The organism is Microcoleus sp. PH2017_28_MFU_U_A (assembly GCF_020738035.1).
Classification (GTDB): domain Bacteria; phylum Cyanobacteriota; class Cyanobacteriia; order Cyanobacteriales; family Microcoleaceae; genus Microcoleus.
The window spans coordinates 24,634-44,861 of record NZ_JAEQCX010000118.1 but is presented as its reverse complement, the minus strand read 5'-3'; the positions used below and the strand labels follow the sequence as shown (position 1 = coordinate 44,861).

Here is a 20,228-nt window from a genome sequence, read left to right as displayed (position 1 = left end):
AAAAAAATGTGCCTCAAATTTTAAGACTGAGATGTGCGTATTTAAATAATGACATCAAGCTAGGTGTTTCTACTTAGTCAAAAAGTGGGATGCTCCCGTTTGAAGCTGAAAATTATCCAATTCCCGCAGGAAATGCTGCTTCAATGTTGCAACATTTAATGGATGCGAGAGATTTGGACAAATCTGATTTGATTCCTGTTTTGGGAACGGAAACTGAGGTTGAGAAAGTTTTTGTTAGTGAAAGGGCGATCGAAATAGATGAAGCCAGAAAGTTAGCTGATTTTTTCCAAGTTGATATGAGTTTTTTGCTTTAAGTGCGATCGGTAATATTTATGGATTGGCTTGATTACCTCCTAATTCCAAACACCAACGCTGCATAGCTTCATCATCAAATAATGGCTCGCTAAAAAAAGATCGCTGAGCTGGTAATTCTCCTACAACAACACTTAATACCTGTTCTTCTGGAGTTTCTATATCAACTTTTAGTTCCTCTAAACAGTCACGAAAATTGTAGGGTTCAGTTCCTACTGCTTTCCCCCAAGGATGCAATTTTCCATTTATAGCTAAATGTACACCAATTCCAGAATCTTTAGCTTCATCGGAAATTTCACTTACTAAAGTATGTAAAGTATGTAACTCTGAGTTGGATGAAGCTGTAGTAATACTCAGTAAAACAACCTGTGCTTTGACTAAAGCAGCTACTTCTATTGTCTTTTTCAAAGACTCTTTAATTTGTTCGAGATGCTGTTGTTCAATGTGGCTATAAGATTTCGACTCGGCTAATACCAAAGTATCTGCTTCTAACCCAATTACATCTATTTCGGCAAAACCATTTTTTTCACGTTGGCGATGAATATTCCCTCCAAACTGCATCCAGCTATAAGGCATTAGTTGATACAGAACAGCAGCAGTCATAAGTACAGCATCACCTCCACTCCTCAAAAAGTGTGAAGCTAATTCATTCAGCTTATAGGTAAAGTCTATCTTCTCCAGTTCTGGAATCTGAAAAGATTCGGCACAGCCCACACAGTCAATAAATTCTTGTACTCGTTCTATTGCATACCAATCATTAAAATTACAATGAGGACAAGGTAAATCATAACCACGACGAACTAATCCGGCTGATAGTAATAAAGGAAGTTGTTGTTTAACAATTTGTCTTACTTCTTTGTTGGTTATCTTTCTATTTTCAGCCAACCATCGATAAATTTCTCCTAACTTCACCCCTCCTTGCTTAACTTGTCGATTGTTTTCCTGTGTTCGACGTTCTAATGCTTTGCTGATTCCTAAACCATTATTTTTGACAAAAGCAATTGTTTTTCTGAAACCTCCAAAACGTTTAATAAACCCCTTCGCATAGCGGGTATGTTCATTAATTTCAATTTTTAAACCAGCATCCTTAAATCTTTGGCTAATTACCATTTCGTCAGTAGGAATATAAAGGCAGCAGTCGTTTTTATAGCTTATAGTTCCAGTAATTCCCTTACTACTCGCTCTGGTTGATAGTCCTTTAAGCTCGCTTCTATCAGGATTTTTATCTGCCCATTCGATTTGATGCTGACTATTCGATAGAAAAACGGCAGACGATTTGTTAATAGGTAGCAATAACCGCCTGCTTGATGCTAAACGAACTTCGGCTTCCCAGCCAAACAAAAATTCTCTATTTTGATGCCCTATTGGTACTGGAGGACTAAAGCGAATCGAACCATCTTCAAATTTAATATAAGTTGTATTAATAGGATTCCCGCTGTAAGCTTGACCTCTGAAAAAATTTAAATGAAAATTTTGATAGATAACTTCTAGTCTGAAATGAGGAACAACTCTAACAAAAGCTTGGTATACCTGCTGTGCTAAATTTTCTGCCTCTTTTAGGTCTGTATTAATAACAATTAATATTTCTGCTATCGAAGGCATACATTCCAAAATTAGTGCAGTTAATCGCTCGATATTATCTAGCACTTCTGATTTCGGCAAATAAAGCTTATTCGTGTTTTCTAGACCGAAAGAACGAGTATTCCAATAAGCAGCAGCAATATCAATATCTTGGTCATCACCCAAAAAAATAGTTAGTAGGCTTGAACAATCCATTAGTTGTTGAATTGGGTTATCCAATGGTTGTTTTTTACTAATTTTAATTTCTGTTAAACAAATAGGATTATAGCTGCTTGCAAGCAACAAGCTACTTTTAACTAATTCTTCAAAATTTTGGGGTAATCTTAAAAAATTAGCTGCTAAATGTTCTGTTAAATATTTTCTATACATAGTCGATATCTTTCCATACTGAATTGATAGCTCAAAGTCAAAACTATTGCCTTGTTCTATACCCCAAATATGACTGTCAGGTAGAGGGTTAGCGTAAATCTCTTGAAGTACAGAAACAATATGAGATAATTTTGCTGTAAAATGCCTAGCTCTAGCAGAATAATGTGGCAAATTAATTAATTAATTCTGTTCCCTCAATATGTTTCTGAATTTTTTCTGTGTCAATATTAATAATTTTGACTGGTAGAATTTCCTTAAGATTTGTAGATATAGCTTCAGAAATATTTGTGGTTGATCTAAAAATAAAATCAGGATTAATCAAAATAATTTTATCTTTTAATAAATTAATATCTAGATCTTCTTCATGAATTGGTATAATTGTGTTAGTTAATCCTCCCCAGATATGAGTATAAAGCTTTACTGCATTTTGAAACTCCTCTCGATTGCCAACTAAATAAACAAGTCGTAAGGGACGAGAGGTAAGATTTAAGGTAACTTCTTTTTCAGAGAAATACATAGTTTTTATTTTTAGTAGACGTTCGCATTTACCATATTACCAATTACAACAATTAATCCTTTAAATCTTCGAGAGGTTCATCAAAATCATCAGACATCCAGATTTTACCTTTCCAAATTCCAAGCCCACCTCGCTTTGTTGGCTTTTCTTGAGTTGAGTTTTTAGCCTGTTTTTCGAGCAAAAACTCAATATAATGAAGCACTTCTGTCTGAAGAGACTCAGGGAGTTCTTCTAGTTTTTCTAAAATGACTGGCTGTATCATTGTTTTTACTCGCGATCGCACCATCTACTCCATTAAAGCACCCAAACCCAATGTCAGCAACAGAATAGCCCATTATCTAGCCCGATCGCCCAAAATCGCACTAACACCATCATCATTCTGCAACTTGCCGAAAATTACCCGATCGACTATTCTTCCTAGTAGCAGTCCTAGACGCACGGGTAGTCAGAAACCGGGTTTTTTCCGAGATGCTTTGTTACAGCCAGATTCTCTGGCAAAAACCCGGTTTCTTTGGTTTTGATGCGTCAATTAATAGAAAGAAAACATGAAAGCAATATTGCCACCTTGGATAGTTTTAGACTCCCTACTGCACAACTGGCTGCTAGAAGATATCGGTAGGGGCGATCGCACAACATCGGCCTTATTTCCCGCAGCCAGCATCCAGGGTACTGCTAAATGGATAGTCAAAGAAGCTGGAGTCATAGCCGGATTGCCGATCGCACATCGCACATTTAAACTTTTAGACAGCAGCCTCAGTTTCATCCCCCAAGTACCCGAAGGGAAACTGTGCGAAAAAGGAGAAGTAATCGCCGAGATTTCCGGCAATTTCGATGCGCTGCTAACGGGAGAAAGAGTAGCATTAAACTTGGCAATGCGTTTGAGCGGCATCGCTACTTTAACTCGGAAATATGTTGACAAAATTGCCGATTTACCCGTGCAATTGGTGGATACCCGCAAGACAACACCAGGATTGAGATTGCTCGAAAAATACGCGACTCAAATCGGTGGCGCTTGCAATCACCGGATGGGATTAGATGACGCGGTGATGATTAAAGACAATCACATTGCGGCGGCTGGGGGAATTGCCGAGGCGATCGCCCTAATTCGCAATTCTATCCCCTATCCGCTGACGATCGAAGTTGAAACCGAAACTCTGGCTGAGGTGGAGACAGCTCTTCAGCACAAGGCGGATATTATCATGTTAGATAATATGTCCTTCGATTTGATGCGGCAGGCTGTGGCAATAATTCGGGAAAAGAGCGATCGGGTAAAAATTGAAGCTTCCGGGAATGTGACTTTGGAAACTATTCGGAGTGTGGCGGAAACCGGAGTTGACTATATTTCTACGAGTGCTCCAATTACGCGATCGACTTGGCTGGATTTAAGTATGAAAATCAGTTGACAGTTGACAGTTGACAGTTGACAGTTGACAGTTGACAGTTGACAGTTGTCAGTGGGAGCATCTCAGTTTTTTATCTATAGTGCGAGCGTCCCCGCTCGCGTTTTTTATCTATAGTGCGAGCGTCCCCGCTCGCGTATTGTACAATACGCGAGCGGGGACAGCACTATAATAAGACAAATGCTTTTTATAAAAATGAGATACTCCGGTTTACAACTATCAACTGACTACTGTTAACAGTCAATTATTAGACATCTCCCATAATTGTTGTGGAACAGGCATCCTGCCTGTTCAAAATTGGCATTTTGGGAGGGTTCTATTGGTTAGTTATTACCAATAACAAATAACAAATAACCAATAACCAATAACTACTTCGAGATAAAATGCACCCAAAAATTCCCATCAGCCATACAAACGCTGCGGATTAAGCGATAGGAATAGTGCAAGTAAGAACCGCTGACAGTTGTGTCATAACCCGTGGGGAACCATTCGCCATAGGGATCGTGAACGAAGAATCCTTCGCTGTCGTAGCCTGCGGCAACTATAATGTGACCGAAAGATGTGAAGTATCCGTGGATGACAGCGGGATTTCCGCTGGCGAGCCAATCTTGAACATCATCAATCGTTGCATTCTCGGTAAAGTAATCTTGAGCGCCGTAATCTCTAACAATTTTGGCTAAATCTCTCGGTTCCCAGCGACTGTAACCTTTGTCGATCGCATATTGGTAGAGTTCATCTTCATATTGTCCGGTTTTTTGGCGCCGGGGAACTCTCAAAAAGTCCAAACACATCGCGATGGAAGTAACATTGCAAGAACCTGTAGGATTGTACAAGTTATCCATTTGCGATCGATAAGGAATGCCCAGTCTGACAGTCGGCGGATTCGGTTTGGGATACAGCAAAACGCCGTCTAGAGTAACTTGAGCGTGTCCTCCGTAAACATACCAAATCCCTGAACCTTTGAAAGACTCGTTGCGGAGAGCAACTCTAATATGGCCGCGAATCGGAGCAAAAGCCAGCAGTTCAAACTCTTTTCCCGCTGGGATTACTTGTTTTTCCGCTTCCTGAAGTTGAGAAGACGCCAGCGGTTTTGATTTAAAAATTGTGTCTTTGAGGATTTTCAGGATGGGGCGAGGTTTGGGAATGTCCGCCGGTTTGGTTTCGATCAGCTTTTGGGCTGTGATTGCTCCCAAAAAACCCGGCTCGCCGCACTTCATCAGGGTTTGAAATCGGTGGAGGGCTGCGGTAGAAAGAGGGCCAAAGATGCCGTCTACTGGAGGTTTCAGTAAACCTAGGTCAATGAGGCGACTTTGAATTTGGCGGCTCAGTTCGTCGTCCGCAGCGATCGCCCTAGAATCATACCTAATTTTTGACTTGAGAAAGTTTTGTAATTTCATGATTCCCTGCGCGCTTCAATGATTCCAAGTTTATCCTCTCAGAAATTTACGGCAATTTTACCGATCGTCCGCACCTTAAGGGCTTTGTATTCATGATTCGATACAAACCTTTAAGGCGACAGCCGATCGGACTTGACGGAGTATTCTCTAATTAAACATGACGGTGATTTAACTTTTTGGTGCCGTTGCAAGTCTCCCTAGCTTAGCCATGAAACGATCGCGCTGTTTAGCAAAAAGTCGATTTTATGCTTCGCTGGGGCGAATTACCACCACACCCATCGCGTCGGGAGATAGGTATTTGACGGCGGCTTCCCGAAGATCCTCGGCAGTTTGAGCTTGGATGCAGGCGGCATAGTTGAGGGCGGGAGCGATATCTCCTACCATCGACTGATAGTAACCGTACAAACTTGCTCGATCGCTCGGAGTTTCGTTACCGAAGATAAACCGATTTGCTACTTGGGTGCGGATGCGGGAAATTTCGGCATCTGTCACCAGTTCGGTTTGCAGGGTGCGGATGTGTCCGACGATGGCTGCTTCCACTTCTTCTATATTTTCTGTCGCTAGTTGAGCAGAAATCGAGAATACACCGCCCAGCCGCTGAGTCATGTTGCTGACTGAAATTGACGAGACTAGCCCTCTGTCTTCGCGCAAATCCTTAACCAAGCGAGTTGTGCGCCCGTGGCCCAAGACTGTCGCCAAAACGTCGAGGGCATAGGTTTCGGACATTTCCACGAAACCTGGCACCCGCCACATGACAATCAGTCGGGCTTGCTGAAGTGCTGAGTCTACAAATTCGCGGCGGACTGTTTCGGTAAATGGCGATTCTTGGCCGTAGTTGAGAATTTCGGATTCTGGGTGAAAGCTGCTGACGGCGGGCAGATTTATGGTGCTGTTTTGTGCTGTGCTTTTGGCGGCAAAACTTTCTGCGACAATTTCAATTAGTCGATCGACCGGCAAGTTACCTACAGCGACTGCTGTCATCGCCCCTGGCTGGTATCTGCTGCTGTGAAAATCCCGCATTTGTTGGGCGGTAAGATTTTCGATGACGGAAGTCGGGCCGAGTACGGGTCGTTTGTAGGGCAGGACTTCAAAGGCTAATTGCATCGATCGCTGATAGGTGCGGCGGCGCGGATTGTCTTCGGATCGTCTAATTTCTTCTAATACTACCAGCCGTTCGCGATCGAAGGCGTCATCGGGAATGCTGGCGTTGAGCAAGACATCGACTTGCAGCGGGGCTAGTTCGGCAAAATCTTTAGGAGCTGTAGTGATGTAATAGTTCGTGTAATCTTGGCTGGTAGCTGCATTAGTGACAGCGCCGCGTTGTTCGATCGCCCGCTCAAATTCTCCGCTCGGAATGCTGGGAGTTCCCTTAAAAATCATGTGTTCTAAAAAGTGCGCCATACCGTTGATTTCGTCGGATTCAACGGCTGAGCCTAAATTCATCCACACGCTGAGGTTAACGGCATCGACCGGCAAGTGTTCGGCTATAACTGTGAGGCCGTTGGGGAAATGGCGCACTGTTGGGGCGTTGAGGGGCGATTTGGAGGAGGCTTTGAGTAGGGTTGATGTCATGCGCTTTTAAATTGATCTTGTTCTCTATATCTTAAAGGGCCTTTTACGAAGGGATCGGGCATTTGGCATCTGCCATTGGCTATAAAAACTGCGATCGTTCTGGTTTTTCACTCTTGGACGCACCAAATGGCTAAAAACCCGGTTTCTTCCTAGATACCTCGTTACCAAACCGAATATTCTGCGAGAAACCGGGTTTTTTCCTCACTCCTAGGCGGAAGTCCTGTTAAGATTTCTGCGATGGCTGCTCCGTCGTTGCCGATCGCGATCGTTAATTTATTTTAATAATTTGTGCAAAGTCCTCAGTTTTTTGGTGACAGCACTCAATGGACAATCGAAAATTGCATAAAAATTTAATATTTTCACAGCCTGCTTGGCAGCGATTTGGGCGATCGACCTCCGGGAAAATCGGCTTAATTTTGACTGTAGCGCTGATTGTTGTGGCAGTGTTAGCCCCCCTAATTTACCCTTACAATCCTGCGGTCGATCGCGATTATTTATCCCGATTAGTGGCTCCTAGCGTCAAACATTGGTTCGGAACCGACGGTTTGGGGCGGGATTTGTTAGTGCGGGTATGGCACGGATTGGGGATATCTTTGCTCGTCAGCCTGGTTTCTGTGGGTGCGGGATTATTTGTGGGCTCTCTGTTGGGGCTCTTGGCTGGATATTTTCGCGGATGGGTGGAAGGTGCGATCGGGATTTTGGCGGATATTTTGCTAGCTTTCCCTTCGATCTTACTGGCGATCGCCATTGTTACCGTCACCGGGCCCAGCTTGCAAAGCGTAATTATCGCCGTCAGCGTCGTCCAAATTCCGATTTACATCCGCCTCACACGCAGCATGGTGCTATCCCTGCGAGAACAAGAATTTGTGTTAGCTGTCAAGGCCTTAGGCGCCAGCGACTTGCGGATTATTTTTCGCCACATTTTGCCGGGAAGTCTCGCCCCGCTTGTTGTACAAGCAACTCTTTCCACAGGTACAGCGACGCTAGAAGCTGCTGGTTTGGGTTTTCTCGGTTTGGGCGCGCAGCCGCCAGCCCCAGAGTTGGGGACGATGCTTTCCGATGCTTTCAAAGGCGGATACGCTCTTTCGTCTCCTTGGACGATTTTGTTTCCCGGTTTGTTGATTACCTTGACAGTTCTGGGTTTCAACCTTTTAGGCGACGGGCTGCGAGACGTTTTAGACCCCAGGGGGAATTAAAGGGGAGAGTCGGACAGTGGGAGAATTTATACTTTTGGCTTCAAAATCTAAAATCTAAAATCTAAAATCTAAAATCAACTTGACTGGTGTCACAATGTACGCGAAACTTTACATACAACTGATGTATTGCTTCTACCTATTAATAACTTCTGTTAAGTTGTGACTCAAAACCTATCAATTAGTCAAAATTGATATAGCGGTTTGTCAGTCCGCCAACTCTTAAGAAGCGACCTCAGGAGGCATCGTCCCCGGCTTGCTGGTGTCGGTGTCATTATTGTTCCTATTCAGTCAGCCCGGATTATGGAAACACTAGAATTTGTCATTTATCCAGATGGCCGCGTACAGGAAACAGTCACCGGCATTGTCGGTGCTTCCTGCGCTGAGGTAACGGCAGCAATTGAAGCCCAGCTCGGTGTGGTGCTTCATCAAGAGTCAACATCTGAATATTTCGCGCAAGTGCTGCATCAGTCAGCCGAAGCGACGGCCCAAGTGGCTTTTAGCGATTGGTAATCTTTTTTGTTCAGTTCACTTAAATTTTTTTGGAACCACCATGTCACACTTTAGCCAAATTAAAACCCAGATCCGCAATTTGAATTCTTTGGAAGCTGCTTTAACTGACTTGGGTATCGACTGGAAGTCTGGCCCCACTGAGGTGCGCGGCTATCGCGGCCTCACCAGCACTGCTGAGGTGGTGATTGAGCAAAAAAACGGCTATGACTTAGGTTTTAGCTGGAACGGGACTGAGTATGAATTGGTGGCGGATTTGCAATTTTGGCAGCAAGCTTGGTCTGTCGATCGTTTTCTGAATAAGGTGACTCAGCGCTACGCTTACCATACTGTGGTGAATGAAAGCGCTAAGCAGGGTTTCCAAGTTTCTGAGCAAAAGCAAAATCAAGACGGTTCGATCCGCTTGGTGGTTCAGCGCTGGTGCGCTTAAGGGTTGTTTGAGATTTTTACAATTCAAGTCTCATCTCAAGTCCGCCCGTGCGGACTTATTTATTATCAGAAAATTGGGTTGAAAACCCTGTCCTTGTAGCACGGCTTTTTGCCATTTTTAAGTAAAATAAAAAATCCATCTTCACCGAATAGCGGGGGTTTGAAGCCCCTGCCTTTAGGCAGATTGTGATAAGAACGGAGTTTAAATCTCCGTTCTTATCACTTCGCTGTCAACTGTCAACTGTCAACTGTCAACTGTCAACTGTTTAAAAATGAATATGGTAGGATAAACAAATCAGACAAGATTTAAAAACCTACCCCCGGACTGGGGGAAAGTCTACGCCCAAAACATTTTTGAGGAGATATGACTACGCACTTGAGAGTGCAAACGTAGTCAGCCTGGGAACCCACGCTTGCGCGGGATATTTTGACAGAAATGTCTTAAGAATCCCCGTACCTTTAGGTCGGGGAGTGTCAATATTGTGAGGGATCTAAATGTCTGAGCTTTCTGGACTCGGAATAGATACAGCAGGCGATCGCACTGGTTTAGAACCGGAGTTGGGCGGATTTTTGCGGGATGCGCCCGATCGCACTGGTTTAGAACCGGAGTTGGGCGGATTTTTGCGCCAAAAAGGCGTCTATGTTGACGAGATTACCTGCATCGGCTGCAAGCATTGCGCCCATGTTGCTCGCAATACTTTCTACATTGAGCCGGATTACGGGCGATCGCGCGTAGTCCGACAAGACGGAGATTCCGAAGAGTTGATTGCTGAGGCGATCGACACTTGTCCGGTAAATTGCATTCACTGGGTTGACTACACCGAACTCAAGAACCTCGAAGAAGAGCGTAAGGATCAGGTGATTCCCGTAGTTGGTTTTCCCGTGGATATGGCTACAGTTCAGGCGGGTGTTCGCCAGCGCCAGAAGGCTAAGGGCGATCGTAACTCCAAACACAACCATTGAAACCCACAATCAAAATCCACAGCTTGAAACCTGTAGCGACAAAAACAAAGCCCGCCTGCGCGGGCATTTTTTATACAAAATATAACTTTCTCCGACTCTTAGTCCGCGGAGGCGGACTTCGTTTGTATAGCAGCGGTTTCAACCGCCGAGTCAACCCCCAAGTTATGAACAACAGATTATTTCAAAGGATGGTGATCCGCGAGAATTTTCTCAACTCTAGCCTCATCAATTCTCGCAGTCAATCTAGTTGCCTCATTGTTATCCCGAATCGTTTTTGCTAAAGTAAAAGACGAACCAACCGAAAAAGTTAAACCCATACCCACGAAACTTTTTACCCAGATATCTACGGGCAGATAAATGACACCTATAGCCGTAGTGGAAATAGCTAGAATAAAGGAAACCCAGCACTGTAAAATCCAAGCATTAGTATCTCTTTGACGTACAATTTGTTGCTGCATAATGCCTCTATCTAAAATATATCTTTTGGTTCATTAACTTTAAGAATAGAGAGTATAAATGAAGCGATCGGGAGAGATAGGGACAGTTTGGATAAGTGCACAGGGCGATCGATATTTTTAGTAAAAATGCGATCGCTGTAGATAGGGTTTAAGGCTCTCTAAAGACTTGGTGGGAGTAGACAGTTAGGAAACTGCACTAAGGGAGATTGATTTGGGATGATTTACTCACTGGTTTTAGAGCATTCTCAAAAGTTCTTTTCGGTTCTTGCAGGGCTTTACCAAACCCGACTGGTACACCTTAGCGATGAAAGGTGATTGATTCCCACGAATAAATCGTTGCATATTTTCCAAGGCATTTACAAAAGCTTGTGCCACTACAACTCCAGAAACATCGCCACCCACAAATGCAAACAGCCGTACATTACCTTGAGCCACAGCCAATAACTCCAAAGGACGACTAGCAATTTTCTTGTCCTTTGTAAGTACAACCCAATTGCTTTCTCCAACTATCCTCAGCCAATCCTCATCCTTGACATCTTGCTTAAAATGATCGTCATGAATTTCTACTGTCGCCCCCGCATTTCGTAATGAATCTGCCAGTTTTTTTCCTAAACATCTGTCAATAAAAAATATCTCATTCATGCTACTAGCGGAAGTTCGCAGCGAATACCTTCCTCTATTTGGAGGCGCGAGCAATTGTAGTCCTCGGCAAGTTCGTCTATGGAATCACCCGCCTTGTAACGTTCTGCCAGCATAGCTGTAGGAATGCCAGTTCCAGCTAAAACAGGGCGGCCAAAGGAGATTGTGGGGTCAATCATCACTGTTTTAGGTTCGTCGGAACCTGGTAGCTTCGTGAAAGGGAAGAGTTTGATAGGTAATCCAGCTTCATCTCGTACAATGCGATCGAAATAAGTGTCTAGAATCTGCCTCGCTTCCTGCTTCCTGTCCGATGTTGCAAGCTTCTGTCCGCATTTCTCAAACAAAAGAGCAATTCCCTCGACTTGAAACTCAATTCGAGCGTATAAGTGAGGATTAGAAAAATTACGGTTGACGCATTTGAGAGCCGTACTAAGTTCCTGGCGGGAGAAGCCTGTAGCCTTAACAATAGCAATCAACACATGAGCCTCTACCAAATTGGTGAAAGAAAGTAGTCTAGTTTTGGACTGGGGCAGCAGTTCAAGATTATTGTGTTGAGGTAACTCAATCAACGGCTCAAAGAAGTGCTTGTCCGTTTTTGTTTGCGAGTACCAGCCAACAACCCAATGTCGCAACATATCTCTCCGCAGCCTGAGATATTGTGCTGCTTGAGGGATAGAATATATCGGAATATCCCGCAGTTCAAAGTTGTTAGTATCAGCCATAGCAGTTGTCCTAATTCTAAATACTTATATTTTTGCACAGTTCGCGGGCGATCGCAAAAATCTCTCCCGACCATACCCAGATACCCGACTTCTTCAAGAAACCGGGTATCTAAAGCAACCTATTTAGCTGCTGACAGCGCTGCGGATTACTTATTTTTCTGCTGAGTCTTGGCTTGTTCGATCGCAATTTCCCTCACAGCTTGGAAAGAACTCAAATTCGACGAACCCTCAATCGCCTTCACCGCCAAATCTTGAACCTGTTTCAAAGCAGAATCAAGCTGTTTCGACAAACTCGCAATCCGCGATTCCTGATTTTGAATTGTCTGCAACATTCCTTGAATTTGCAATTCATAATTTTGCTTTTGTCCCTCGATATCCTTAGCAGACAAATCAGCCTTAACCTTAGCTTGATAATTGCCAATATTGCGACCATTATCTTTCCCATTCTTGATATTAGCTTCCAGTTCCTTCGGGAAAGCTTCCACCTTAGCCTTAACTTCAGCAGACAATTTTTCCCGTTCCGAAATAGATTTTTCCCGTTCCGCCCACTGTTTCTCCTGTTCCTGACGAAACTCTTCAATTTCTTGATACAGTCTTTTCTGACGCTGTTCGTATCCTTCGATATCCAAATCTCGCTGAAGATTCAGATCGTAATCATACAACTCTTCATCCCGATCGCAATTTTTTTGCTGATTCTCATTGCGTTCTGTAACAGCCAACTTTTGCAACTCCTGCTCTTTTTCCCAAGCTAGACGCTGTTCCAGCAATTCCTGTTCAACAGTATCGCGCTGTTCGGTGAGTTCGTTAGTAAAAGTTTTCGCACTTTGTTCGTACTGTTGAATTAAATTATCCAGCGTATCTTCCGCAACATCTTCTAAACTGTGCAACTCTTGCAGTTGTTGAACTTCCTCCCCCACAGTGCGCCGCAATTCTTCCAGTTTAGCAGCTTCCGAAGTTAATTTTTCCGACAACTCGCTGACAGCGCCACCAAAGCCAAATTGTAGCAAGATTAAATTATCAATTGTGGACTGCATTTTTTGTTGAGATTGAGTTAAAGCCATTGGTTTTTGTGCCTCCACAATAGGTTTTTCTGGTGCTGCTGCTGCTGCTGATGGTTGTTTTGGAGAAGCATTTAGCTGTTTAATTTGCAATTCTAACGCAGCTTTTTCTTGCGCGGCTTCCTTGTACGCTTCTAAGATTTCAGCCTTAGTGCTTTTGTCCGTAAGTTTTTTGTTCATGGCTTTTCATTTGTTAATATTTGGGAATTTGTTTCGTAGTAAGGACTTCAGTCCTCAAGTGTTGAGAAAATAATGAATAAAGTCCTCACTGCGAACCGGGGAAAGGACTAAAAGCCTCACTACCAACCGGATTTTAAGCTTTGCTCGCAAAAGCTTTCATTGCCAAATCTTGTGCTTGCTTCATCGTAGCTTGCAGTTGTGCAGAAATTTCGGCGATTTGTTCAGTTTGGCGCTGCATTGTCTGCTGTAAAGATTGTACTTTCAACTCATATCCCTGCTTGCTTCCTTCCCATTCTTTATCCGCTAAATCTGCCTTGACTTTAGCTTCGCGGGAAACTTCTTGAATTGCTTCTTCTTTAGCTTTGATGTAAGCCTGTTTGAGTTCTTCTTCAAATCCCGCAGCTTTGGTCTGATTCTTTTCAAACTCCGCTTGATTGTCGCTGAGGACTTTTTCTCTTTCTGCCCAGTTTTTATCTTTTTCGCGGGTAGACTCTTGCAATTCCCGTTCTAGTTTGCGCTTCGTTTCTTCGTATTCGTCGGTTTCAATTTTGCGATCGCGCTGCAATTCGTATTGATAATCTGCCGCTTCCTGCTGGCGCTGTTTAGTTGTGAATGCAGTTTTTTCGGAAACTGCGGTGTCAAATTCTTGCTGTTCTTTCCCCCAAGTCTTGCGTTTTTGGGTCGTGTCTTTTTCGATAATTTCACGTTGGTTCGCAGCATTTTGTTCGAGTACAGTCAATTTTTCTTGATGCTCTTGAGTTAAAATGTGGAGGGCATCTGCTACAACTCGAATTTGCTGCAACTCCTGTAATTGTTGAGCTTCAATGTCGATCGCCTTTTTTAACTCATCTAATTTTGAAGATTCCGCCTTCAGTTTTTCGGAAAGTCCGCTGGTGATGCTACCGAAATCTAATTGTAAGTCGGCCAAGCCTTTGACAATGCTGTCAATTGTGTAGGTAGAGGCGACTTCGAGGAGTTGTTTGTTTTTAGCTTTTTCGGCTGATTGTTCTTTCGTTTCGACTTTAGATTCAATTTTTTTCTTTTCAGCTAAAATCTGCTGAAAATTTTGCAAAATTTTGGCTTTGCTATCTTTAACATTTGCTAGTGTCATAATGCTTGTTGCTCCTGATTCAAACTTTTCGAGACCTTGTTACTAAGACGTGTTGAACTATCCTAAGTTCCGGAGTTGGCTGAGAATAGATCGATATTTTTTGGCTGCATTTGGTGGGAAGTTTGGATGATTGCTCTCAAGAGATTTGAGAATTTTTTTACAGCGAGCGCACCGATTGGCTTGCCAGCACTCGCAATCGTCAACTATACTTACAAGTGTGTCTTTAAGCAGTTGATTTTCTGAGAGCAAAGCTTGGTAATTTCGCCGGATAGATTCGGCAACTACACTCATGTGCTGGAAGTCTTCGGTGAGACTTTCGATGTCGTTAATTGTATCTGCCCGAATTTGGTCGAGTAGCTCGCAATTTTCTCGCAAACGGCTTTCTTGCAGGTTTGGTTTGGTTTTAATTTTCGTTAATTTCTTCATTTTACTTTTCGCTGTCACAGTTACGGAAAAGGCGCGATTAAATCGCGCCTTTTCCACAAAATTAGAACAAGTCAGCAGTTGCTCTGTCTTCCGCTGATGGCAGCGACATATTACCGTTGGAATTCAAAGCAATAGCATCGCTTTCACCGTTGGCGTGAGCGGCCATCAAGGATGCAACTTGTGCTGCTGGTAGGTTATCTAAACAAATCATAGCCCTGGTTCCTTCCAAGTCAATCATCCGCGATTGATTGCTCAGATCGGATAAAACTGCTGCTGCTTGATCGATAACTCCCCAGTCTTTTCGCTCCATCCACGACCATTTTAAACTGTAGTAATTAATCGGTTTTACTACTCCGCTGTCGTCGGGTTTTTGACCGGAATGTTTGACAAATTCGGGGATAAAAATTCCGGTTGCTGGCTCTACGCCGCGCGATTGAACTGATGCGACTAAACGGTTAAAATCGTTCAAGCTGCGGTTTTTGATGTAGGTCACCATCACAACTCCTTGGGGCAGTTCGCCTGTTTCTGCGACGAACCAAAGTTGACCCCAAAGTGTGTGGGAAGTTTGACCGAGGGAACCGAAGAATTTGGCAAATTTGAGGATGGTGATCGAACACTTGGAACCGTAGTCTGTGTCGCCGATCGCCCATTGGCCGCTTTGGCAGTTGTTGCGAACTGCGATCGGGATTTCTGGTACTAGCAAAGCATTGCTCGGTTTGGCTCCAAATACTGAAAATGTAGGTCTTTCTTTTGTAGTAGTCATTGTTCGTTTTTCCTTGGTTATTTATTTGCTGGTAATTGGTAATGGGTAATTGGTAATGGGGAATTGGTAATGGGTAAGTCACAAAAATCTAATTATTTCTCTTCCCTCTTTCCTCTTCCTTCTTCCTTCTTCCCTCTTCCTTCTTCCTTCGATTGATTACCGAATAAGATGTGTTGTCGCTTTTGGTTCTGGATATGTGTATTCAAGCATCGCCTCTTGTTGAGCTTGAATAATTCGCAGCGCGGTGAGCAAATGCTCTAACGTTTCTAAGTGCGCTGGGGTGAAGTGGATGCTGAAGCCTTCGCCATCCCGTGCGTAGCCCGGACAAACCAGTGAGGCCGAGCTTTGTTCTTCGTGGGTGGCGATGTATAGCCAGTCATCGTCTTCGAGCTTGTAATGCGTGTCTGTCCAGGTTCTCAGCATTTGCTATCTGTTCCTCCTTAATTTGCTGCGTACAAGCGTTTTGACGCCCAGCGCCGATCGCTCCTCTAAAGTTAATGGTGCTATATCTAGTGTTTTGTCTGGGATATTTTGCACCCTCAACCATACCTGTGCGGTTAAGTTGGTTGATTAAACCGTCAACTAAACCTATGGTAGCCTGTGTTGATTTTCCCGTCAAGTATTTTGTTGAACTTTTCATCAAAACAGGCTAGAATGCCTGTCAGGAGGCGAAAAACCGTGGAACAAACATTTGGAAGACTGATCCGTCAAGCTCGCAAGGACAAAGCTTACTCACAACGTGAGCTAGCGGGTATGTTAAGTGTGGATTTTACTTATTTGTCGAAGCTGGAGAACGATCGCGCCGATTATGCGCCAAAAGAGGAGGTAATCCGAGCATTAGCGCGGAATCTCGATATCAACGAAGAGGAATTGATTTTTCTGGCGGGGAGACTGCCTCAGCAGTACGAAGCGCTGCTGAAGCAGAATCCGAAGGAAATGCAGGCTCTTTTCCGGCGGATGCAAGAAAATCCAGATTGGCTCAAACAATCTTTTGAAGCGTAACAGAGGCCTATCACAGTGAGTATTTTTAAACCGTATTGCTTCTATCCCAAAGAATCGATCGAGCGTTTGGCTTCGGACATCCTGATGCAGATGCAGAAAACGCAAAATTTTGCTCCGAAATGGCCTTTTGAAGCGACAACGGTGGCTGATTTCCTGGATTTGGGCGTAGTCTGGGACTGCATTGAGCCCGATGAGGAAGGTGCGATCGCCGCCAGGATTTTACCCCAGCAGCGGTTAATCGAAATCAACGAATTGATTCTCGAAAAACCGCCGGGGTTCATCGAATCGACGATCGCCCACGAAATCGGCCACTGGGTGCTGCACGTCAATCAAGACGAAGCAGACGGAACTGTGAAACAGTTGGAACTCAACCTGGGCGATACAGAAAAAACCGCCCAGGATGTCGAGGAACCGTTTGTGTGTCGGGGCGCGGGTGCGGATAATAAGGTTTTGTCGATCGAATGGCAAGCGCAATATTTCGCAAGCTGCTTGTTAATGCCCCGATGTATTTTGGAAGATAAAAGACAGGGACGGGATTTAACAAAGTGGTCGCATTTATACAAAATGAGAGATGAATTGGGAGTGAGCATTTCCAATTTGACAAACCGCTTGCAAGAGTTTGGCTGGATTTACATTCCCAAGGGAACCCGCGAAATTTATGCCGGGAAAGAGGCAGCAAACGGTCAGCAGCGGTTGTTCGGATAAAGTACGATGGGATTTGAGAGTTTATTTCAAATCTCTATCATCTTTTGAGGGTGTGAGGAATGACGGAAACAGATTTAGAGAATACTGAAGAAGAGCGAAACTGGAGACAAGACAAGCTGCTAACTATTGATGAGATTGAGAGGCTTCAAAAAGGGGGTGAAAATATTCATCTACTCAAAGGTAAACGCAATGCTTCAAAAAGAGACCTCTACAAAGACACAGAAGGAAATATTTATGTTAAACCTAAAGGTGGTATTGGAACAGGTGAATTCACTGATTTGAATATTAATGATTTTTAATTAATCAAAGAGGAGCGGGCAAATGGAGTCAGAAATTTACGCTTACTTTATGTTGACTGGAATGGAATTCGATCCCGACGAAGTGACTGCAAAGGTAAGCATCAATCCAACTGAAAGTTGGAGGAAAGGGGACTTAATTAGTGCCAGGGGTACTAGACGGCATAAAGAAAATGGTTGGAGTGTGTATTCTAAAATTGAAAAATCTGCCGACTTAGAAGAACACATTAATTCGGTTTTAGAACAGCTTCAGCCTGGGTGGAGTCCTTTGCGAGAGTTATGCAAGTTTTATGCTGCGGAGATTGCTTGCGTCATTTATTACAGAAGTGGCAGTGTGCCAGCGATTCATTTTGATAAAAGTATCGTTGAAAAGGTACATCAATTGAATGCGGAAATTGATGTAGATTTTTATATTTTGGCAGAACAGACTGCCTCGGATGAAGCAGTAGCAGCATGAGGGGCATAGTGTTGTTGTGTTAAGAGCGATCGCCCTTCTGGGTTCCTTGCTTCCTACTGTGGTACAGTATGAATGAAAAAAATCAGGGCTTACCAGAAAGAATTGGTTGAAAGCCCCAAGCCGGAGCGGGGAGAAATTAAAATTAGACTATTCATTACTCCAATCCTCTTCCTTCTAGGTAGAGGTCGCTCTCAAACTGTCAACTGTCAACTGTCAACTGTCAACTGTCAACTGTTGAAGCATGGTGGCTAGAAACCGGGTTTCTACGATTTTTACGTTGAGTGACGAGAAATAGACGAAGAAACCCGGTTTAGTAAAGTCAGCGCGCGCAACTCATAAACAAATATACTGTGCAAATTATGCAGACAAATATCAGTCTGATTCTCGAAGCTTGTCAAGAGTTAAATATCAGTTATGAAATCCTCGCACCAAACCAAAACTTAGTTAGAATCAAACTGAACGGTCAAGACTATTATTTTGTCAATTTCAGTATGCCGTTTAACAACGAGCAAATCGTACACATATTTAAAGACAAAGAATATACCTATCACTTGCTAAAAGGCAAGATTCAAACTCCTCACACCCTAGGATTTCTCTCGCCTTTTTGCGAGGAGAAGTATCACAAATATTTAGAGTTTAAAGATTGTGCAGAAATTGCAGCCGAAGTTGGCAAAACATTTTCGCTACCCGTGATTGTGAAAAGAAATCGCGGTTCGGCGGGAAACAATGTATTGCTTTGTGAAACGAAAGAGCAAGTTCAAGCAGCGATTGAACTTGTATTTAATGTCAATAGCAAAGATTATGACTATGTTTGTCTAGCTCAAGAGTACATTGATATCCGACACGAATATCGGGCGGTTTTTTTCAATCACAAGCTGGTTTTGCTGTATGAAAAAGATAAATCAGACGCTAAATTTGCGGGGAATTTAAGCCCGCTGCACTGGGAGGGTGCAAAAGCTAAGCATATTACCGACTCAGAGATTATTTCGGAAATTGAAAATTTTGTTCGCCCTGTTTTTGAAGAGATTCGGATTAATTATGGTGGGTTTGATATTGCGCTAGATACAAATGGGAAATATTGGTTAATTGAAATTAATTCAAGTCCTAATTTTGAGATTTTTGTGAGAGATAATCATCGCCGGATTGCTGTAAAGATGTTTAAAGATATGTTGGAGAGCTTGACTATTAATCAAAAGCCGTAAATGTTCGATTTTAGAGATGCGCTACAATTAACTAAATCCAACAATTACACAAGAAAACATAATGACAGGACAAGTATTAGAAGTAGAGGGTACGTGGGAAGAGATTGTAGCCCTATCCGAAAAATTTGCTGGACGCAGAGTTCGCATCATCCTTCTTGCTGACGAAGACGAAGCAGCACTCGCATCTCCACAAGAAAGCTTTCGGCAAGCATGGCTGGAAATAAAGACAGGAAAAACTAGACCTGTATCGGAACTATGGGAAGGTATTGATGCAGCGATCGAGATGATGGAGTCTCTGCCAGAAAATTTACAGCAGCAAGTAGCAGAATACTTGAAAGAGTATATCGCACAATTAAAAGATGAGCTTCAATGGGACGAATCTTTCGAGAAAACGCAACCGCAACTTGTGGCTGCTGCTCAACAAGCCAAACAAGAAATTGTTCTTGGCGACGAAACGTTGAAGTCAGCAGAAGAGTGTTTTCGTCAAGGATGGCACGAAGCAATGACAGGGCAGACTGTATCGCTTTCTGAACTGTGGGATGGAATTGATGCAGAATAATCCTCCTTTAAGGCAGATTATACCCACGCGAGAATTCCAACGCGACTTACGCGCTCTTTCTAAAAAGTACCGCCATATCCGATCGGATGTTCAGCCAATTATTGAAAAACTGCAAGCTGGAGAGTTGCTGGGAGTTCCGATACCTGGGATTGGTTACGAAATATTTAAGGTGCGTGTTAAAAACAGCGATGTTCAAAAAGGAAAAAGCGGTGGATATAGATTCATTTACTACCTTCAAACAATGACGATCGTTATCTTGATTGCCATTTATTCAAAATCAGAACAATCAGATATTGCCGCCGATCGAGTTTTAGCAATTATCAGCGAATTTAACGAGTTGATTGAAGACGCAGGAGAAACGACAGAAGAAATACAAGATAAGGACTAAAGTCCTCACTACAAACCTT

29 protein-coding genes are annotated in these 20,228 nt (G+C 43.3%); 15 read left to right on the top strand and 14 right to left on the bottom strand.

Annotation, left to right across the window (positions count from 1 at the left end; genetic code table 11):
- The first annotated feature begins 89 nt into the window (after positions 1 to 89).
- Positions 90 to 314: a hypothetical protein gene (locus JGK14_RS27245; RefSeq protein ID WP_325315705.1), complete on the top strand. Its 225-nt coding sequence runs from the start codon at positions 90 to 92 to the stop codon at positions 312 to 314.
- A 16-nt stretch (positions 315 to 330) separates the two neighbouring features.
- Here the strand turns inward: JGK14_RS27245 and JGK14_RS27240 are convergent, their stop codons facing one another.
- From JGK14_RS27240 to vapB, 3 genes are read right to left on the bottom strand one after another with little or no spacing between them, the layout of a single operon-like run.
- The gene (locus JGK14_RS27240; RefSeq protein ID WP_293326325.1) at positions 331 to 2,433 is read right to left on the bottom strand and encodes a hypothetical protein; all 2,103 of its coding nucleotides are present in this window, start codon (positions 2,431 to 2,433) and stop codon (positions 331 to 333) included.
- A 1-nt stretch (position 2,434) separates the two neighbouring features.
- Positions 2,435 to 2,779 (bottom strand): hypothetical protein, encoded by a 345-nt coding sequence (locus JGK14_RS27235; protein WP_293326322.1) that lies wholly within the window; start codon positions 2,777 to 2,779, stop codon positions 2,435 to 2,437.
- Positions 2,780 to 2,831: 52 nt separating this feature from the next.
- Complete coding sequence (gene vapB / locus JGK14_RS27230; protein ID WP_293216818.1) at positions 2,832 to 3,041, bottom strand: type II toxin-antitoxin system VapB family antitoxin; 210 nt, start codon at positions 3,039 to 3,041, stop codon at positions 2,832 to 2,834.
- Between vapB and JGK14_RS27225 the strand changes: the two genes are divergently transcribed.
- Both JGK14_RS27225 and nadC read left to right on the top strand, forming a co-directional pair.
- Entirely contained in the window at positions 3,025 to 3,300 is a 276-nt protein-coding gene (locus JGK14_RS27225; RefSeq protein WP_293326318.1) for a hypothetical protein, read from the top strand. The two genes, vapB and JGK14_RS27225, sit on opposite strands and share 17 nt — an antisense overlap.
- Before the next feature lie 24 nt (positions 3,301 to 3,324).
- Positions 3,325 to 4,182, top strand: a complete 858-nt coding sequence (gene nadC / locus JGK14_RS27220) for a carboxylating nicotinate-nucleotide diphosphorylase (protein WP_325315704.1) — start codon at positions 3,325 to 3,327, stop codon at positions 4,180 to 4,182.
- Between the two features lie 365 nt (positions 4,183 to 4,547).
- Here the strand turns inward: nadC and JGK14_RS27215 are convergent, their stop codons facing one another.
- Together JGK14_RS27215 and JGK14_RS27210 are read right to left on the bottom strand one after the other, a co-directional pair.
- Positions 4,548 to 5,576 carry a C39 family peptidase gene (locus tag JGK14_RS27215; RefSeq protein ID WP_293270325.1) on the bottom strand — a complete coding sequence of 343 codons (1,029 nt, stop codon included), beginning with the start codon at positions 5,574 to 5,576 and terminating at the stop codon, positions 4,548 to 4,550.
- A 243-nt stretch (positions 5,577 to 5,819) separates the two neighbouring features.
- Positions 5,820 to 7,148, bottom strand: coding sequence for a M16 family metallopeptidase (locus JGK14_RS27210; protein ID WP_293189460.1), 1,329 nt, complete (start codon positions 7,146 to 7,148; stop codon positions 5,820 to 5,822).
- 323 nt (positions 7,149 to 7,471) lie between these two features.
- Here JGK14_RS27210 and JGK14_RS27205 point away from each other — a divergent pair, with 323 nt between their 5' ends.
- From JGK14_RS27205 to JGK14_RS27190, 4 genes are all read left to right on the top strand, one after another.
- A complete protein-coding gene (locus JGK14_RS27205) occupies positions 7,472 to 8,344 on the top strand; it encodes an ABC transporter permease (protein WP_293204441.1) in 873 nt (290 codons plus the stop codon).
- Between the two features lie 300 nt (positions 8,345 to 8,644).
- Positions 8,645 to 8,854, top strand: coding sequence for a DUF2997 domain-containing protein (locus JGK14_RS27200; RefSeq protein ID WP_194071124.1), 210 nt, complete (start codon positions 8,645 to 8,647; stop codon positions 8,852 to 8,854).
- A 40-nt stretch (positions 8,855 to 8,894) separates the two neighbouring features.
- Positions 8,895 to 9,281: a DUF1257 domain-containing protein gene (locus JGK14_RS27195; protein WP_293175346.1), complete on the top strand. Its 387-nt coding sequence runs from the start codon at positions 8,895 to 8,897 to the stop codon at positions 9,279 to 9,281.
- 494 nt (positions 9,282 to 9,775) lie between these two features.
- Positions 9,776 to 10,243 (top strand): ferredoxin, encoded by a 468-nt coding sequence (locus JGK14_RS27190; RefSeq protein ID WP_293204444.1) that lies wholly within the window; start codon positions 9,776 to 9,778, stop codon positions 10,241 to 10,243.
- Positions 10,244 to 10,419: 176 nt separating this feature from the next.
- Here the strand turns inward: JGK14_RS27190 and JGK14_RS27185 are convergent, their stop codons facing one another.
- The 9 genes from JGK14_RS27185 to JGK14_RS27145 form a co-directional block, all read right to left on the bottom strand.
- A complete protein-coding gene (locus JGK14_RS27185; RefSeq protein WP_293149023.1) occupies positions 10,420 to 10,701 on the bottom strand; it encodes a YiaA/YiaB family inner membrane protein in 282 nt (93 codons plus the stop codon).
- 234 nt (positions 10,702 to 10,935) lie between these two features.
- On the bottom strand, positions 10,936 to 11,343 hold the full coding sequence (locus JGK14_RS27180; protein WP_293175342.1) for a hypothetical protein: 408 nt from the start codon (positions 11,341 to 11,343) through the stop codon (positions 10,936 to 10,938).
- Positions 11,340 to 12,062, bottom strand: a complete 723-nt coding sequence (locus JGK14_RS27175) for a DUF433 domain-containing protein (RefSeq protein WP_293175340.1) — start codon at positions 12,060 to 12,062, stop codon at positions 11,340 to 11,342. The genes JGK14_RS27180 and JGK14_RS27175 overlap by 4 nt, the downstream gene beginning before the upstream one ends.
- A 146-nt stretch (positions 12,063 to 12,208) precedes the next feature.
- Positions 12,209 to 13,300, bottom strand: coding sequence for a hypothetical protein (locus JGK14_RS27170; protein WP_325315703.1), 1,092 nt, complete (start codon positions 13,298 to 13,300; stop codon positions 12,209 to 12,211).
- A gap of 133 nt (positions 13,301 to 13,433) precedes the next feature.
- Complete coding sequence (locus tag JGK14_RS27165; RefSeq protein WP_293189454.1) at positions 13,434 to 14,411, bottom strand: hypothetical protein; 978 nt, start codon at positions 14,409 to 14,411, stop codon at positions 13,434 to 13,436.
- 57 nt (positions 14,412 to 14,468) lie between these two features.
- Positions 14,469 to 14,837, bottom strand: coding sequence for a hypothetical protein (locus JGK14_RS27160; protein ID WP_293175334.1), 369 nt, complete (start codon positions 14,835 to 14,837; stop codon positions 14,469 to 14,471).
- Positions 14,838 to 14,898: 61 nt separating this feature from the next.
- Positions 14,899 to 15,600 carry a hypothetical protein gene (locus tag JGK14_RS27155; protein ID WP_293175332.1) on the bottom strand — a complete coding sequence of 234 codons (702 nt, stop codon included), beginning with the start codon at positions 15,598 to 15,600 and terminating at the stop codon, positions 14,899 to 14,901.
- A 156-nt stretch (positions 15,601 to 15,756) separates the two neighbouring features.
- The gene (locus JGK14_RS27150) at positions 15,757 to 16,023 is read right to left on the bottom strand and encodes a hypothetical protein (protein ID WP_265234661.1); all 267 of its coding nucleotides are present in this window, start codon (positions 16,021 to 16,023) and stop codon (positions 15,757 to 15,759) included.
- Positions 15,977 to 16,240, bottom strand: a complete 264-nt coding sequence (locus JGK14_RS27145; protein WP_293175327.1) for a hypothetical protein — start codon at positions 16,238 to 16,240, stop codon at positions 15,977 to 15,979. Before JGK14_RS27145 ends, JGK14_RS27150 begins: the two co-directional genes overlap by 47 nt.
- A 38-nt stretch (positions 16,241 to 16,278) precedes the next feature.
- Between JGK14_RS27145 and JGK14_RS27140 the strand changes: the two genes are divergently transcribed.
- The 8 genes from JGK14_RS27140 to JGK14_RS27105 all read left to right on the top strand — a co-directional run bounded on the left by JGK14_RS27140 (position 16,279) and on the right by JGK14_RS27105 (position 20,209).
- A complete protein-coding gene (locus JGK14_RS27140; RefSeq protein WP_190739559.1) occupies positions 16,279 to 16,602 on the top strand; it encodes a helix-turn-helix domain-containing protein in 324 nt (107 codons plus the stop codon).
- 15 nt (positions 16,603 to 16,617) lie between these two features.
- Entirely contained in the window at positions 16,618 to 17,307 is a 690-nt protein-coding gene (locus JGK14_RS27135; RefSeq protein WP_293175325.1) for an ImmA/IrrE family metallo-endopeptidase, read from the top strand.
- 59 nt (positions 17,308 to 17,366) lie between these two features.
- Positions 17,367 to 17,606 (top strand): polymorphic toxin type 33 domain-containing protein, encoded by a 240-nt coding sequence (locus JGK14_RS27130; protein WP_293175323.1) that lies wholly within the window; start codon positions 17,367 to 17,369, stop codon positions 17,604 to 17,606.
- Positions 17,607 to 17,628: 22 nt separating this feature from the next.
- Positions 17,629 to 18,060, top strand: a complete 432-nt coding sequence (locus tag JGK14_RS27125; RefSeq protein ID WP_293326298.1) for a DUF4279 domain-containing protein — start codon at positions 17,629 to 17,631, stop codon at positions 18,058 to 18,060.
- Positions 18,061 to 18,132: 72 nt separating this feature from the next.
- Positions 18,133 to 18,312, top strand: coding sequence for a hypothetical protein (locus tag JGK14_RS27120; protein ID WP_293175319.1), 180 nt, complete (start codon positions 18,133 to 18,135; stop codon positions 18,310 to 18,312).
- Positions 18,313 to 18,419: 107 nt separating this feature from the next.
- Positions 18,420 to 19,262 (top strand): ATP-grasp domain-containing protein, encoded by an 843-nt coding sequence (locus JGK14_RS27115; protein WP_293189452.1) that lies wholly within the window; start codon positions 18,420 to 18,422, stop codon positions 19,260 to 19,262.
- A 61-nt stretch (positions 19,263 to 19,323) separates the two neighbouring features.
- Positions 19,324 to 19,821 carry a hypothetical protein gene (locus tag JGK14_RS27110; protein WP_325315702.1) on the top strand — a complete coding sequence of 166 codons (498 nt, stop codon included), beginning with the start codon at positions 19,324 to 19,326 and terminating at the stop codon, positions 19,819 to 19,821.
- Positions 19,811 to 20,209, top strand: coding sequence for a type II toxin-antitoxin system RelE/ParE family toxin (locus JGK14_RS27105; RefSeq protein WP_293175313.1), 399 nt, complete (start codon positions 19,811 to 19,813; stop codon positions 20,207 to 20,209). Before JGK14_RS27110 ends, JGK14_RS27105 begins: the two co-directional genes overlap by 11 nt.
- Positions 20,210 to 20,228 lie beyond the last annotated feature (19 nt).